This is a genomic window from Vibrio clamense (assembly GCF_050337905.1).
Taxonomy (GTDB): domain Bacteria; phylum Pseudomonadota; class Gammaproteobacteria; order Enterobacterales; family Vibrionaceae; genus Vibrio; species Vibrio cortegadensis.
Window position 1 is genome coordinate 302,111 of record NZ_JAKJTJ010000021.1, and the last position, 13,718, is coordinate 315,828.

Below are 13,718 nucleotides of genomic sequence, written 5' to 3' on the forward strand. Positions count from 1 at the left end.
AGTGAAAAATAAAATTATTATTATCATTGCTGCGGTAGCTATTTTAATCGGTTTGTTTGGGTTAGCGGGCAGTTTGTCTACACCTGAACCTGACACCGTTCAGGTTGAAGTAGTACCAGAAATCAAAATTAAAATTTGGCGTCTAAAGAATGACGTTGAACTGGGGCAAAAAGTACAACGTAACGACTTTTCAATTGAGCTCATGCCAGAGAGCGAAGCCTATACCTACGGAATTTCTGAGGATATAGAGCTGAATTTTGAAGCTGGCTCTGTATATAACTCCACGCGTAAAGCACATAGTATTGCGGAGCAAAATTGGATTGTTCAACCGAATGATGATGGCTATGTTGAGCTCATAATTCAACCACAACGAGTACCATACGCAATAAGTGTTGATCCAAAGTCGGTTGTGGGCGGAGTTATTACAAATGGCACCGTGGTTGATATTCTTGCACTTTCTATTCCAGGTTCTGTTGCCTCTGTTGAAGTAGGCGCTGCACAAAGTGCTCGAACAAGAACGATTTCAATTACCCCCATATTAATAGCAGTCAAAGTTCTGCAAGTGAAAAAGACAGTAGTGGAAGCTACGCATAATGCTGTTACTCAAACTGAAGTGGATTTAATTCTGGAGTTGACTCGTAAGCAAGTCGCTAAACTTACCGTGGCTAAGAGAATATCAGAGCTAGAAGTACACAAATCGATTGGGAAATATAAGGCATCAGATCTACAAGCAGATGCTGGTGATGTATTAGCTGATTTCAAATCGATTACCGAATTTCGAGCAAGCGAAGCACAAATTAAATAGGGCGAAGGAATGTTAAGCATACTAAGAACAATTATTATCTCTGGGTTGGTTATGGTTTTTTCGGCCTCCAGTTTTGCTCAAAGAATCCTGAACTTGGCGGAAGGTGATGCAAATACAATTAAAGTAAATCAAGACATAGCATCAGTATTTATCTCTGACCCTAAAATTGCTGACTATCAAGTTATCGATAAAAGAAAAGTGGTGGTTTTCGGGAAAAAATTGGGTAGTACTTCTTTACTCATTTTCAATGAAGAGGGAGATACTCTCGCGGCACGTAAGCTAGTAATCAATCAGAGCTTGGTTCATATCCAGCAACAGATTCAGTTGAAGTATCCGAATGCTGAAGTAACCATCTATAACTTAGGTGAACAGGTCGTTTTAAGTGGTGTCGTCGCAACCGAACAAGAGAAAGATGAAATCAATATCATTGTTGGCGAACTGATGGGTAAGAAATCAGAAGATTACCAAATTAAATGGGATCTTGGCGAAAATGAGTATGAAATGGAGTTTATGAAAAGACGCCATTTTGAAGGTATTGTTAATAACATTGAAGTGGCGTCGACTAAACAAGTCAATGTTAAGCTTTCGATTGCTGAGGTGTCACAAACATTTTTAGAAGAAGTTGGCGTTCAGTACGGCAGCAGTGGGCAATCATCAGGGATTTTTGTTGATCAGCTTACGAAATTTAGTGCATCCGACATTATATCTGTGATTACTGCGATAGGGGACGATACTGTTGGTCAGATTTTAGCTGAACCGAACTTATCGGTAATTTCAGGAGAGAGTGCAAGCTTCCTCGTTGGTGGCGAATTACCTGTTGTTACTATCCTTGATGGCGGAACAAACGTTCTATACAAAGAATTTGGTGTACGGTTAGAGTTAATGGCCAAAGTGTTGAATGACGATAAAATCAAATTGTCACTGATGCCTGAAGTGAGCTCATTAGATACACAATATGCTAATGAAACCTATAACTTGCCAGCACTTAAAACTCGTAGAGCTCGAACAACGGTAGAGTTGGGTGATGGTCAGAGTTTCGTTCTTGGTGGATTGTTAAATACAGAAGATAAAGAGACGTTAAAAAGAATTCCATATGTCGCTGATGTTCCAATTTTAGGCGCACTTTTCCGCAATACCGGTACAGAACGTAAAAAAACTGAGCTGATTATAGTCGCAACGGTTAATCTAGTTCAGCCTATTCATCCTTCTCAAATCCAGTTACCAACGATGAAAAAATCAACGACGTTGCAACGCTTTTTTGCTGTCGAGAAAAAATACACAAAAGCCAGTGATAAATGGGCTGAAGAAGTGCTAGCTACTGGAGGGTTTAAAAAGTGATTAAGCAATATATGGTAATTCTTATAGCAACACTTTTACTGAGTGGTTGCGCAGAGCATGTAGCTGAAAGAACGGGTACTCAAATTGATGTGGTTCCCGTTACTTATTCGCTAGCGTTGAAAATTAAACCTCAACAGCATAAAGCGGCACAAGCCGAGTTGGATGAATTTATTACTGACAATTGGAAATTGATTGTTGATCAAGAAGTCACTCTGATGTGGCGAACGAAACTAGGTCAAAAATGGGCGAAAAAAACAAGAACGTTATTAATCAAGAATGGCGTAGATGAAAAACAGATCGCAGTAACACAAGCGAATGCTGGTTTTGGTGAACGTTTCGATTTTGAGATTAAAACACGCGTCCACAAAGCCATCGTGTCTATCTGTGATTATGCCGCAGTTGGTCATCATGGCGAAACAAATGATGGTTGCTATTCGGATAACGCGCGTTGGCAATCCATGGTCAACCCTGAAAATATGCTTAACCAGTCTCTTAATGCTGAAAACGTAAATAAGTGATCTCTGTATGTTAGATTTAGTTGATCTATTAAAAAACAATGAACAAAGCACGGCGCAAGAAGAGAAACTGACCTCTGTTCTTTTTCATCAAAGTGAAGAGTGTAAAGAGTTAGTTGAAGAAGCATTTCGATTTGAAGGCATCGTAACACCCGCGATTCTTCAAAATAGTGATGACACGATTCGTAAGCATGTTCGTGAATCGACGATAGAAATCGTACTGGTTGAGCTGAATATGAGTAGTGATGTTACTGCTGATATGAAGAGGATCAGTCATTTACTTCCTAACCATGCTTCAGTAATTGTTATTGGTAGTGAAGATGCAATCTCCACGATCCGAAACTTGAAAGAGATGGGCTTCTATTATTTATTCTGGCCAGTGTCGAAGCAAGAGCTAATTGACTTCGTTAGAAACGTTAACGACAACCGAACGCGTAATAGCGGATTGGGGCAGAACCGCACAGCAAAAAGAATTGCCATTTGGGGGGCGAAAGGCGGTGTGGGTGCCACTTTTTTAGCTTGTGAAATTGCATTTGAACTTTCCGCTAAAAAAAATAGCTCATGTTTGCTGATCGATCATAACTATTCTGGCGGAAATCTAGATATATTTCTTGGTTTGAGTCAGTTTGAAAAGCGTCCAGTAACCCCAGGTTCAATGTCATCCAGTCTTGATCTCTCTTATGCGACAAGCATGACTAAAAAAGTCAATAACATGCTATCGGTACTTGCTATTGATTCCGATGAGCTTATTGAAGCAGAGCTAAAAGAGTATTCAAGAACCCTTTCTAAAGAGCTTGCCGTTCAAAACAATTTTATTCTTGAAGACCTTTCGAGCTCAGCTAATAGTCGTGGTGACCTCAAATATTTGGCTACAGCCTGTGATGTTTTGGTTTTGACTTTAGAGCCAACAGTATCGAGTTTAAGAGATGCTGCTAGAGTGATTAGTGACCTTGATAAACACAGGGCAACCGTGCGCTGTATTGTTGTATTGAACTACACCATGCCTGAAAAGTCTGCAACGGTATCAACAGAAGAAATTGAGAAGTATTTGAGACAAGCGATTGATATCGTGTGCCCATTTGAGCCTAAACTTGGTGCAATGGTTTTAGAAGGCAAGCACTTATATCAACAAAACTACCCAATTAGTCAGAGTCTGAATCGTTTGACATCACTATTGCTTGGACAGAACGCCCCTAAAAGTAAGAAGAATATCTTTCAACGCTTGGCTAGGAAAAGATAACTATGGATCAGTCAAAATCCGTTTATGTAACGATTCGACAACAGATATTTGAAGCATTAGAAGCCGAAGCTGTAAATAGTCTTTCCAAAGATCAATTAAGCAAGCAACTCTCAAGTGCTGTCGATCTGCTTATAGAGAGGCAAGGGCTATCTGTTGCAAGTGTCGTGCGCAACGATTTTGTAAAAAGCTTAGTCGATGAGCTACATGGTTTGGGGCCTCTTCAAACGTTAATGGATGATGAATCAATTAGCGATATCATGATTAACGGTTGTGATCATGTTTTTATTGAACGTAATGGTTTGGTCGAAAAAGCATCGGTTAATTTCATCGATGAAAATCAACTTGTGCAAATTGCAAAACGTATTGCAAGCCGTGTTGGACGCCGTGTAGATGATTCAAGCCCAACTTGTGATGCCCGTTTACAAGATGGAAGTCGTGTCAATATTGTCATTCCCCCAATTGCAATAGACGGTACGTCCATATCCATTCGAAAATTCAAAAAGCACAGTATTGGCTTAACTGAGCTCGCTGAATTTGGCGCAATGAGCCCTGAAATGACAAGGTTACTTATGATAGCGGCGCGCTGTCGTTTAAATATTCTTATTTCAGGAGGCACAGGTTCGGGTAAAACGACGATGCTAAACGCATTATCGCAGTATATTTCAGAAAAAGAGCGAATCGTAACGATAGAAGATGCTGCTGAATTGAAGTTACAGCAACCACATGTTGTGAGGCTTGAGACACGAACTTCAGGAATTGAGGGTACGGGTGCTATTGACCAGCGAGATCTCGTAATCAATTCACTACGGATGAGACCAGACAGGATTATCGTAGGTGAGTGTCGTGGCGGTGAAGCATTTGAAATGCTTCAAGCGATGAACACCGGGCATGATGGTTCGATGTCTACATTGCACGCTAATACACCAAGAGATGCGCTTGCTCGTGTTGAAGCGATGGTGATGATGGCGACTAATAATTTACCACTTGAAGCTATTCGCAGAACGATTGTCAGTGCTGTAGATATTGTGATTCAAATCAGTCGCTTGCATGATGGTAGCCGTAAAGTCATGAGTATCTCTGAAGTTGTTGGTTTAGAAGGCAGCAATGTTGTTTTAGAAGAAATATTTAGATTTCAGCCGCTGCCTATGCAAGGCGATGATGGCAAAGTTAAAGGTAACTTTGTTACAGCGGGCTTAATGCAGCGTTCAGTTTTAGTGGAAAAAGCTCGATTCTTCGGCTTAGAGCAACAGTTAAACTCAGCGTTTAAAGTGGGTGAAGCGGTATGATCTATTGGCTAGCTCTAATAATTGGTGCGGTGCTACTACTTATCGTTTTTGTGCCGCGATCAAAAAAAAGCAATAGCTACTTAGAAGAGATCAATAGAACAGTTTTTATTGATTCTATGGATGAAGATAAGCAAGCCGTTAACTTGAATAGCTTATCTGCAGAAACCTTAAAGCAGCGAGTGATAAGAATTAGCGTCAATACGCGCAGACAATTAGGTGCATTGCCTGAAGCAAAAGTACTCCTATTTGCATGTTTGCTTGTTGCTTTAGGTACATATCTTAATAACCAATACTTCAGAGTTAGCTGGCTACTGGTAGTGATTATAGTTGAGTGTTTAGGTTTTATTGCTGGTTACCTTTGGCTACAAAAGCGTGAGAAAGAGCAGTTTGAAGAATCTTTCCCTGATGCGCTTAACATGCTTGCTAGTGCGGTAAGTGCTGGTGAAAGTATTATGCATGCGATCATTTTTGTTGGGAAGTCTCTTGATTCAGAAGTCGGTAGAGAGTTCAAAAAAATGGGGGAGCGCCTGCAAGTTGGTGAATCTCCAGATGAAGTGTTTCGTAAATCATGCGTAAGGTTTCCATACTCATCTTTTCAGTTTTTTGTTATTACTTTGCGTGCAAATATGCAAAGAGGCGGCCAATTAAAAGAGGTTATAGGTCGTTTAAACCGTTTAATGTTTAATGCTAGAGCGGTAGAAAAAAAGAAATATGCTCTCACGTCTGAAGCTCGTACATCCGCTAAAATTGTGGGGGCAATACCGTTTGTCTTTCTTTTTATGTTGCAATATCTGAGTCCTGATAACTATGAATTTGTGATGTTTAACCCATCCGGTAAGGTGATTCTTTATTACGTACTGATTAGTGAATTCATTGGAATTTCTATTATATGGTTATTAATGAAGGGGGTTCGTTAAGTGCCATTTTCACAAGTACACATATTTTTATTTCTTGTTCTAATCTGTTTTGGTGTGTTGTGTTTGCTATTTTTTGCTTACAAAACATCTAAGCGTGAAAGCCTTTTAACTAAATTCACTTTAAATCAAAATGTACATGAATCGAGTCAAAATAAGCCGACTTTAGAAAAGTTGGGACACCAAGTATCGTCTCTAATTTCTACCAACCAAGAAGAAGTCTCTAGCAAGTTTTATGCAGCTGGTTTTTATAACTTTAAGCTCGCGAGTCTTTATATGCCATTTAAATACTCATTACTTCTTTTTGGTGCAGGATTTATATATTGGTATGGCCGCCAGCAACAGCTTGAGTTATCCACTTTAGTTGCTATCGGTGCAACATGGCTAGTCTTATGTATCATCGTTCCTGATGCTATTTTAGATTCTCGCTCAAAGGCGTTAAGAAACAAAATCTCTAATCAATTACCTTATTTGTTAGATCTAATGGCGGTGTGTGTTCAGACCGGTATGACGATTGAATCAGCCATGAGTTACTTGGCAAAAGAAATGAAAGGATTTGATAAAGATATTAGTCATTTCTTAAATAAAACCAATGACCGTTCTAGAATTGTCGGTTTGGATAAAGCTCTTGATGAATTATATGCTGAGCTTCCATCGAATGAGATGCGCAGTTTCGTAATGACTCTTAAGCAAAGTTTGCAATATGGAACATCAGTTTATCAAGTATTAACAACATTATCGGCTGATATCCGTGAAGTTCAAATGTTAGGTATTGAAGAGAAGATTGGTAAATTGGCAGCCAAAATGTCTATACCTTTGATTGTCTTCATTATGTTGCCGATTGTAATTTTAATTGCGGCTCCTGGAGTAATGAGGATGATGTCTGGTGTATAGATCAATTATTTTAAGCGTATTGTTAGTGACATTAGTTGGTTGTTCCTCAACGAAGAGCTTGGATAACCATAAAACCAAAGAGAGTATGCTGATAAAAACTAATAACTATGATCAGTTGGTTTTACTCTATAAGGAACAGCTAAAGATAAAGGAAAACAAAGCAACCCGTGTCAAATTAGCCGATGCATATTTGAATTCAGGTGATGCAGAGTCTGCTCTGTTTATTATATCGCCTATAGCTTTGGCCACTGATGCAGACGTTGATGTGTTATTGATACAGGCGCACAGCGAATATGAATTAGGAAGTTATGACCGTGCACTTACTACAGCAGAAAGAGCACATAGTATTAGTAGAAATAATGCTGATATTGAGAATTTGCTTGGTGTGATATATGCCGGAAGAGAAGATTACGTCAAAGCAAGAGAGTATTTTAACCTTGCTCGTACCCATCTATATGATGATATCAAGATAAAAAATAACCTAGCGGTATTAGATATCATTGAAGGACAGTATAAACAAGCAGTACAAAAATTACTGCCGATCTATTTGAACGAAGATGCGGATGATCAATTGAAGGCCAATTTAACTTTAGCGATGGCAAAGCTGGGCAATTTTGAATACGTGAAATCTATTTTGGGTTCAAAGTATGACGATGTTGAAGTTTTTGAGCACTTTTCCGCATTAAAGGGCATTGAACGCATAAAAGATAGTGATGTCATTCTTCAGACACAACCTATCAGCTTAGGTAAAGAGAATGAAAAAGAGTAAAGGTGTCGCTTCTATAGAGTTTGTACTGGGTTTCATGGCCTTTTGGCTGATGTGTATGGCCTGGGTGGAAATGAGTTATATGTCTTATGTTTCTGCCATTGGCGATTTAGCCGTTTCGGAAGCCGCTCGCGACTCGAAAACACATGACCGTGATTACATGCAAGCATTCCAAAATTCGATTAATAAGAGTGATTCACTGTGGGCAGGAGTGGTCGATGGGAGTAATTTTCGGTTATCTATTCAGTATTTAGGGTCTGTTAATGATCTTGAGAACATGGTTGATCCATGTGTTATACCAGATGGTGATAATAGCCAAGAGTGCGGTATAGCAAAAGATTCCTCGATCGCCGTCTATCGAATTGACTATGATTTTGACTCAATTTTTACTTATTTCATGGACAGCACCTCGATATTTAGTCGTGAAGTTATTGTGATACAGGAGTATGAGCGTGACTCTTTCGAAGTTAAATAATTTACGATCTAAACAGAAGGGTAATTTTAGTGTTGAGTTTGCAATCGTAGGTTTGTTTTTCAGTCTGCTCATAGTTTTTAGTGGTGATGTCATCATTAAGCTATCGATTAAAGGTAAGTTAGATAGGCTTTCATACTCTTTAGTCAACGTATTAAAAGAGCGTACACAGTTGTATTCAGAGGACTATCAAATAACGCCAAATGAAGCTCGTGGGATGATGACAATAGGTGGGAATTCGCTTTCAAGAACGTTATCTACCTATGATCCGACTAAGTTTGGTGCTTTAGTCGAAGAGTTAACATTTAGAGGGATAAGTGCCCCTAACCCTCAAAAAGAATATAGATTTGGCGGGATTACTTGTAATGTCAGTAAGCCGTTATCTGAGCTACAGCACTTATCTGTAATTACGTCGTGGGAAAGGCAAGCGAGTCTTTATCGCGTTACTTTTTGTTATGAAACCGACAATTGGATTGGTGATTTGCTCGGGACGGAATTTACGCGAGTGAGTTCTTCTTCAGTGATGATAGGCAGGTAATGACGGTTATGCATTTAAAACGTAAGCAGTCTGGACATGCAGCGTTACTATTCGCAATGTTAATTCCTACTTTGTTCGGAATTTTCACACTAGCGAGTGACGGTGCGAGAGCGCTTCAATCAAAAGCAAGAATTGAAGATGCGGCTGAAGTGGCATCACTCGCTATTGCTGCACATAATGCTGAGAATAAAGACAGTACAGGTACAGGTAGCGGAAGTCTCACCAACCGAAAAATTGCAACTGATTATATTGAACAATATATGGTTGATATGACTCAAGTATCTGACTTAAAAATATATAAGCATAATTGTGAGGAAATCTCTGAATGTAGGGAAGGTTTAACAAGGGGGGAAGCTCGCTTTTTCCAATATGAAGTACAAGCAAAAACAAAACATACTTCTTGGTTCCCTGGTAATGATGCCATTCAAGGTTTTGGTGAAACATTTGATGTTGCTGGTGCTGCGGTAGCAAGGAAATATCAAAGTGAAGCTGTTGATGTTGTGTTTGCCGCAGATTTTTCAGGGTCCATGAATGGGGGATGGGGTGGGAGCAGTCAACGGAAGTACATAGATCTTATCGACATTATTAAAGACGTAACAGTTGAATTAAAACGATTTAACGATTTAGAAGATGGTAATGATAACAAGATTGCCATATCACCATTTAATTATTATACCTATAGCAATCGTAGTGATGACAAGGATCAAAAGTGTGATTTGTCACAAGATTATTACTCAATAGGTTATTTTGACGCACAAAAAACAGTCGATAATTTGTGGAAAGAAAAGGGCAATAAACCAGGTGACAATCATTGTAAAGGCTCTAATAATAAATACCAGTTTAAGGATTTGTTCCTGACGTCTGATTTCGATAGTTTTAATGATGCTGTAAGTCGATTCAAGCCTGGTGGCGGTACAACATCCTATCAATCTATTATTAGAAGTGCGCAGATGCTACGTAAAGGTGTTAACTCTCGGCGATTATTAATTGTTATCTCTGATGGTAATGATTCAGGTAAATATAAAGATTATCACAAGAAGTTAGTTGACGCTGATATGTGCATTAATATCCTGAAAGGGCTTGGAACAGGCATGTCTTCTGATAAAAAGCCAATTAGAGCTCGTATGGCAGTGATTGGGTTTGATTATGAGCCTAAAAATAACAAAGCACTTCAAGACTGCGTTGGCGCTAAAAATGTTTATAAAGCCGAAAAACGAGATGAAATATTGAACCAAATATTAGAGCTAATTACAGAAGAGATAGGCCACCTTAAGTGATAAAATTATTTTGTAAAACAGCAGCTGTGTTACTGTTGTTATTTTCATCCTATGTGACGGCAGGAGCGGCTAGAACGTATATTTTTATTAATAGTGATATACCGAAACATCAGAATACTATAAATCAGTTAAATAGTATTATTCGGAAGTCTAATTCACTAGAAGATAGAATTTTCATAATTGATATTGCAGAGGAAGAGAAAGAGTTTCGAGGGGAAATAACCTATGTTCATGATACAACAGGATATTATTTAGCGGAATTTATGCCTCTGGAAATACCAGAAGTTATTGAAGTGTTTGACGACGAAGTTGTCCAGCATTATCGCCTTGATTTTTATGGATTAAAATTAATTAACCACCTTGTTACTGAGTCTTTGGAGAATGAAAATGATTAGAAAACTTGCCACAGTATGTATATTACTCAGTACAAGTACACTGACGCATGCAAATAATATTGATAATCAAGCACTAAGTTACTACTGCGGTGGTGATAAGGTAGAATATGAAAAAAACATTTCCGTAGGTAAAGGAACTCGAGTTATTTTAAATGAAGGGCCTTTCTATCAAATAGAACAAACGGGAGAGTACGATCCGACTCTTGATTTTATTAATAAACAAGTGGTTAGCTCGGGTGTTAGCTCTGATTGTTCTGAATTTTTACTTGCAAATGGGCAATTCAAACCAATTAATGATGGTGGTGTGATTGCTAGAGTGTATTTTGATTTCAACAAATCAACACTTACCGATAAATCTAAGTATGTTTTAGATAATATTCAGCGAATGATTAAAAATAATAATCAAAACTTAAATCTGGAAGGGCATACAGATTCTGTTGGTTCGAAAGCCTACAACTTTTCGTTAGGGCTAAAACGCTCTAAAGCGGTTGAAGAGTACTTGGTAAAGAAAGGTATCAGCAAAAACGCGTTATCAACTTCATCTAAAGGTGAAAATGAACCATTAGTTTCAAATGATACCGCTAAAGATCGTGATCAAAACCGTCGTGTAGAAATACAATAAGTAGTACTGATAATGCCACATTCTATTGTGGCATTATTACTTTTGAGCCATTACATATGTCTGTTTTGATGTCTTCGCTTGGTACATTGCCAAGTCTGCTTGATGTATCACATCATACATTTCTGATTTACCCGCTACGAAATTTGCACTGCCGATACTAATCGTTACTGAAAATTCGTGGTTTTCATAATTTACATTCCTACTAACATTTTCATTTAATGATGTTGCAAGAGGAGTCAATTCATCATCGGATAAGATCTTATTCGTTAAAATGATAAACTCATCGCCACCGAGTCTATAGACTTCTCCTATCTTGTCTAAAGTCACATTGATCCTTTTTGCGACAGTTGCGAGTAGGAAATCTCCAACTAAGTGCCCATATTGATCATTGATAGGCTTAAACCCGTTTAGATCAAGCATAATGATTGAAGTTGAGATTAATCGGTTTGCTTGAATCTCTTCTATTCTTTTGTTGAAACCGACTCGGTTTTTGATTCCAGTTAGCGAATCAGTAATAAGCTGTTTTTGCACGTAACTATGTGCATCTACTAATTCTGTAATATCGAGAGCTGAGCATTCAAGTTGGTATTCATTAAGATATGCACTGTTGACTTTAAAGTGTCTATCTCCATTGACACCTACTAGAGTATATTGGTCGTTAATTTTGCCATTTGCTAGTTTGATTATAAAGTCATGAAGAGTTGATCTTAATTCAATACTATTTACTTTGTTTAGAGAGCCAAAGGTTGTTTCAAATTCACGATTAGATCGAACGATTTGCTTCTCTTTTATGTCAACAACAAAGAGGCATACCTGTGTGAGGTCATAGGTTGCTTGGTGTCTATTTTCACTTTTTTTAAGCTCATGGACGCTGTTGATCAAACGATCTCTTAAATTGTCTAGTGATGAAAAAAGAGAGTTGAATTCTTCAAATTGATGAATTGGAGGTTCGGCATTAATATCGCCATTTGCGATTAAAAAACCATACCGTTGAGCATCATGAAATGGAGCTTTTAGTGTTTTTAACACCTTACGGCTAAGAAGCATCGACATCAAAAGTAGAAGTAATATAGCCAAAATAATATTAGGCACTGATTCAATGAGCAAATCTTTCCAAATCTGTGATGTATCTTTAATCACGGTTAAAGCCCCGATAGCCTCACCAGATTGAGAGTATATTAAATAGCTTTTTTTATCTGATTTACCGGGTATTGAGTCGCTAATAAATTCCGACAGCACTAAATCATATTTTGTGGACTCTAATTTTACAGATAAAATATAGCTGAGATCGGATACCTTCCCAACAACATTTTCAGCCCCTACAATATCAAGATCCTGTATTGCTCGGCTCGCTTGTTTTATTTGATAGTTAATCGTTTGATTGTACTCTGATTGATAATCATGATGACTATCAATCAATGTGTAACTCAGAGCTGATACGCCGAGTATAAGAAGAGGTACTATTGTGTAAATAATGTACTGCGTAATGAGGTAGTTAAATAATTTTTTCATAATGAAGGGCTCAAAATCACCATTGAACGATGTATGCGGGTGTATTTACTAAAAATATATTTTGTTATTTGAGTTATCGACTTCATTAATTCATATTCATAAAAAAGGGCACTCATATGTGTGAGGGCCCATAGTATATTATGAACTAAGGTATGTTGCAAAAGTGACCGTTCAATTTTTGAACTATTATCTATTTATGCTGTTTCGGCTTTAATTCATCCAGTCTCGCAGTGTGTATATCAGAGTATGTGAGTCATTTTTGAGTATGAGTGACTCTTTTGTGAGAGTCAGTTGTGACCAATCTGATAACGTTTGAGAAACGGTACTCTCTACCGCCATCGATTCTTCAGGACACATCTTCATCGTCATCCCCATCTGCTTAATACGAAACTTGCCATTCTCAAGTTCGCTTTGGCCGAAGAAGTTATTGCATCCGGCATTTCCGTTTGCTGTCATCCTTTCGCCTATTTCTAAACTTGCGGCAGGTACTTTCGAATCAGAGTTTACTTGTTTTCCATCAATTTTTGTCAGTTCCCAATGGTGATGCTGCAAATCTTGTTCTGTAACAATACTGTTATCATCCGCATTGCCAGTGCACGCTGATAGCATGACTGGAAGAGAAACTGCTGCGAATAATGTTTTTGAGCTAAACTTCATAGGACGAACTCCAGTAAATATGGCTAGCAAATGCTATTGATTATTATGCTATTTATGTATTAACAATATAGTGGAATAAGTTATCTTGGTGTCAGTATATCGTCATTATTTTTTATAAATTATTTTAGTGCAATGGAAATTGTATTTTGAGAAGTAAATATTAGCTTTATCCGTTTAATGTCATATTTATGGTGTATGAGATTGAGCACTTAGTTTGGGAGGGAAGATATGGAGCAATTGGAGTTTTTTACTGTACCTAACCCTTGTGTTGGAGTTTGTACCGTTGATCCAAAAGGCTATTGCCAAGGATGCATGCGCAAGCGTAGTGAACGGTTTGAGTGGCTGTCCATGACACCTGCTCAGCAGTTGAATGTTATCCGGTTATGCCGTCAACGCTATCAACGTCAAAAGCTTAAAAATAAGATAAGCACTGAAACGGAAACCAGTCCTCAGCAGCGCTTATTTGATTGATGAGTGTTTAAAATAA

At 38.2% G+C, this 13,718-nt stretch carries 16 protein-coding genes; 14 read left to right on the top strand and 2 right to left on the bottom strand.

Going from position 1 to position 13,718, the window contains the following annotated elements:
- Position 1: 1 nt before the first annotated feature.
- From cpaB to L4C39_RS09125, 13 genes are read left to right on the top strand one after another with little or no spacing between them, the layout of a single operon-like run.
- Entirely contained in the window at positions 2-805 is an 804-nt protein-coding gene (gene cpaB / locus L4C39_RS09065; protein WP_371711000.1) for a Flp pilus assembly protein CpaB, read from the top strand.
- A 9-nt stretch (positions 806-814) separates the two neighbouring features.
- Positions 815-2,143, top strand: coding sequence for a type II and III secretion system protein family protein (locus tag L4C39_RS09070; RefSeq protein WP_371710999.1), 1,329 nt, complete (start codon positions 815-817; stop codon positions 2,141-2,143).
- Positions 2,140-2,661: a hypothetical protein gene (locus L4C39_RS09075; RefSeq protein ID WP_113795976.1), complete on the top strand. Its 522-nt coding sequence runs from the start codon at positions 2,140-2,142 to the stop codon at positions 2,659-2,661. The genes L4C39_RS09070 and L4C39_RS09075 overlap by 4 nt, the downstream gene beginning before the upstream one ends.
- Positions 2,662-2,668: 7 nt before the next feature.
- On the top strand, positions 2,669-3,898 hold the full coding sequence (locus L4C39_RS09080; RefSeq protein WP_290271134.1) for a CpaE/TadZ family protein: 1,230 nt from the start codon (positions 2,669-2,671) through the stop codon (positions 3,896-3,898).
- A gap of 2 nt (positions 3,899-3,900) precedes the next feature.
- On the top strand, positions 3,901-5,184 hold the full coding sequence (locus L4C39_RS09085; protein WP_113795980.1) for a TadA family conjugal transfer-associated ATPase: 1,284 nt from the start codon (positions 3,901-3,903) through the stop codon (positions 5,182-5,184).
- Positions 5,181-6,101: a type II secretion system F family protein gene (locus tag L4C39_RS09090; protein WP_113795982.1), complete on the top strand. Its 921-nt coding sequence runs from the start codon at positions 5,181-5,183 to the stop codon at positions 6,099-6,101. Before L4C39_RS09085 ends, L4C39_RS09090 begins: the two co-directional genes overlap by 4 nt.
- Positions 6,102-6,992: a type II secretion system F family protein gene (locus tag L4C39_RS09095; RefSeq protein ID WP_113795984.1), complete on the top strand. Its 891-nt coding sequence runs from the start codon at positions 6,102-6,104 to the stop codon at positions 6,990-6,992.
- Positions 6,985-7,761 carry a tetratricopeptide repeat protein gene (locus tag L4C39_RS09100; RefSeq protein WP_371710998.1) on the top strand — a complete coding sequence of 259 codons (777 nt, stop codon included), beginning with the start codon at positions 6,985-6,987 and terminating at the stop codon, positions 7,759-7,761. The genes L4C39_RS09095 and L4C39_RS09100 overlap by 8 nt, the downstream gene beginning before the upstream one ends.
- Positions 7,748-8,233, top strand: coding sequence for a TadE/TadG family type IV pilus assembly protein (locus tag L4C39_RS09105; protein WP_113795988.1), 486 nt, complete (start codon positions 7,748-7,750; stop codon positions 8,231-8,233). The genes L4C39_RS09100 and L4C39_RS09105 overlap by 14 nt, the downstream gene beginning before the upstream one ends.
- A complete protein-coding gene (gene tadF / locus L4C39_RS09110) occupies positions 8,211-8,768 on the top strand; it encodes a tight adherence pilus pseudopilin TadF (protein ID WP_371710997.1) in 558 nt (185 codons plus the stop codon). The genes L4C39_RS09105 and tadF overlap by 23 nt, the downstream gene beginning before the upstream one ends.
- A complete protein-coding gene (locus L4C39_RS09115; protein ID WP_429745468.1) occupies positions 8,768-10,045 on the top strand; it encodes a TadE/TadG family type IV pilus assembly protein in 1,278 nt (425 codons plus the stop codon). Before tadF ends, L4C39_RS09115 begins: the two co-directional genes overlap by 1 nt.
- Positions 10,042-10,440, top strand: coding sequence for a hypothetical protein (locus L4C39_RS09120; protein WP_371710995.1), 399 nt, complete (start codon positions 10,042-10,044; stop codon positions 10,438-10,440). The genes L4C39_RS09115 and L4C39_RS09120 overlap by 4 nt, the downstream gene beginning before the upstream one ends.
- Positions 10,433-11,062 (top strand): OmpA family protein, encoded by a 630-nt coding sequence (locus L4C39_RS09125; protein WP_261889156.1) that lies wholly within the window; start codon positions 10,433-10,435, stop codon positions 11,060-11,062. The genes L4C39_RS09120 and L4C39_RS09125 overlap by 8 nt, the downstream gene beginning before the upstream one ends.
- 36 nt (positions 11,063-11,098) lie before the next feature.
- Here L4C39_RS09125 and L4C39_RS09130 read toward each other — a convergent pair whose 3' ends face one another.
- Together L4C39_RS09130 and L4C39_RS09135 are read right to left on the bottom strand one after the other, a co-directional pair.
- On the bottom strand, positions 11,099-12,574 hold the full coding sequence (locus tag L4C39_RS09130; protein ID WP_371710994.1) for a diguanylate cyclase domain-containing protein: 1,476 nt from the start codon (positions 12,572-12,574) through the stop codon (positions 11,099-11,101).
- Between the two features lie 210 nt (positions 12,575-12,784).
- Positions 12,785-13,231, bottom strand: a complete 447-nt coding sequence (locus L4C39_RS09135) for an META domain-containing protein (RefSeq protein ID WP_429745471.1) — start codon at positions 13,229-13,231, stop codon at positions 12,785-12,787.
- Positions 13,232-13,459: 228 nt separating this feature from the next.
- Between L4C39_RS09135 and L4C39_RS09140 the strand changes: the two genes are divergently transcribed.
- Positions 13,460-13,702, top strand: coding sequence for a DUF1289 domain-containing protein (locus tag L4C39_RS09140; protein WP_371710992.1), 243 nt, complete (start codon positions 13,460-13,462; stop codon positions 13,700-13,702).
- Positions 13,703-13,718: the final 16 nt, after the last annotated feature.

What these genes read in the sequence shown, in the direction of transcription:
- L4C39_RS09070 (WP_371710999.1), top strand. Translation starts at nt 815, where the DNA reads ATGTTAAGCATACTAAGAACAATTATTATCTCTGGGTTGGTTATGGTT.
- L4C39_RS09080 (WP_290271134.1), top strand. Translation starts at nt 2,669, where the DNA reads ATGTTAGATTTAGTTGATCTATTAAAAAACAATGAACAAAGCACGGCG.
- L4C39_RS09085 (WP_113795980.1), top strand. Translation starts at nt 3,901, where the DNA reads ATGGATCAGTCAAAATCCGTTTATGTAACGATTCGACAACAGATATTT.
- L4C39_RS09090 (WP_113795982.1), top strand. Translation starts at nt 5,181, where the DNA reads ATGATCTATTGGCTAGCTCTAATAATTGGTGCGGTGCTACTACTTATC.
- L4C39_RS09105 (WP_113795988.1), top strand. Translation starts at nt 7,748, where the DNA reads ATGAAAAAGAGTAAAGGTGTCGCTTCTATAGAGTTTGTACTGGGTTTC.
- L4C39_RS09115 (WP_429745468.1), top strand. Translation starts at nt 8,768, where the DNA reads ATGACGGTTATGCATTTAAAACGTAAGCAGTCTGGACATGCAGCGTTA.
- L4C39_RS09125 (WP_261889156.1), top strand. Translation starts at nt 10,433, where the DNA reads ATGATTAGAAAACTTGCCACAGTATGTATATTACTCAGTACAAGTACA.
- L4C39_RS09130 (WP_371710994.1), bottom strand. Translation starts at nt 12,574, where the DNA reads ATGAAAAAATTATTTAACTACCTCATTACGCAGTACATTATTTACACA.
- L4C39_RS09135 (WP_429745471.1), bottom strand. Translation starts at nt 13,231, where the DNA reads ATGAAGTTTAGCTCAAAAACATTATTCGCAGCAGTTTCTCTTCCAGTC.
- L4C39_RS09140 (WP_371710992.1), top strand. Translation starts at nt 13,460, where the DNA reads ATGGAGCAATTGGAGTTTTTTACTGTACCTAACCCTTGTGTTGGAGTT.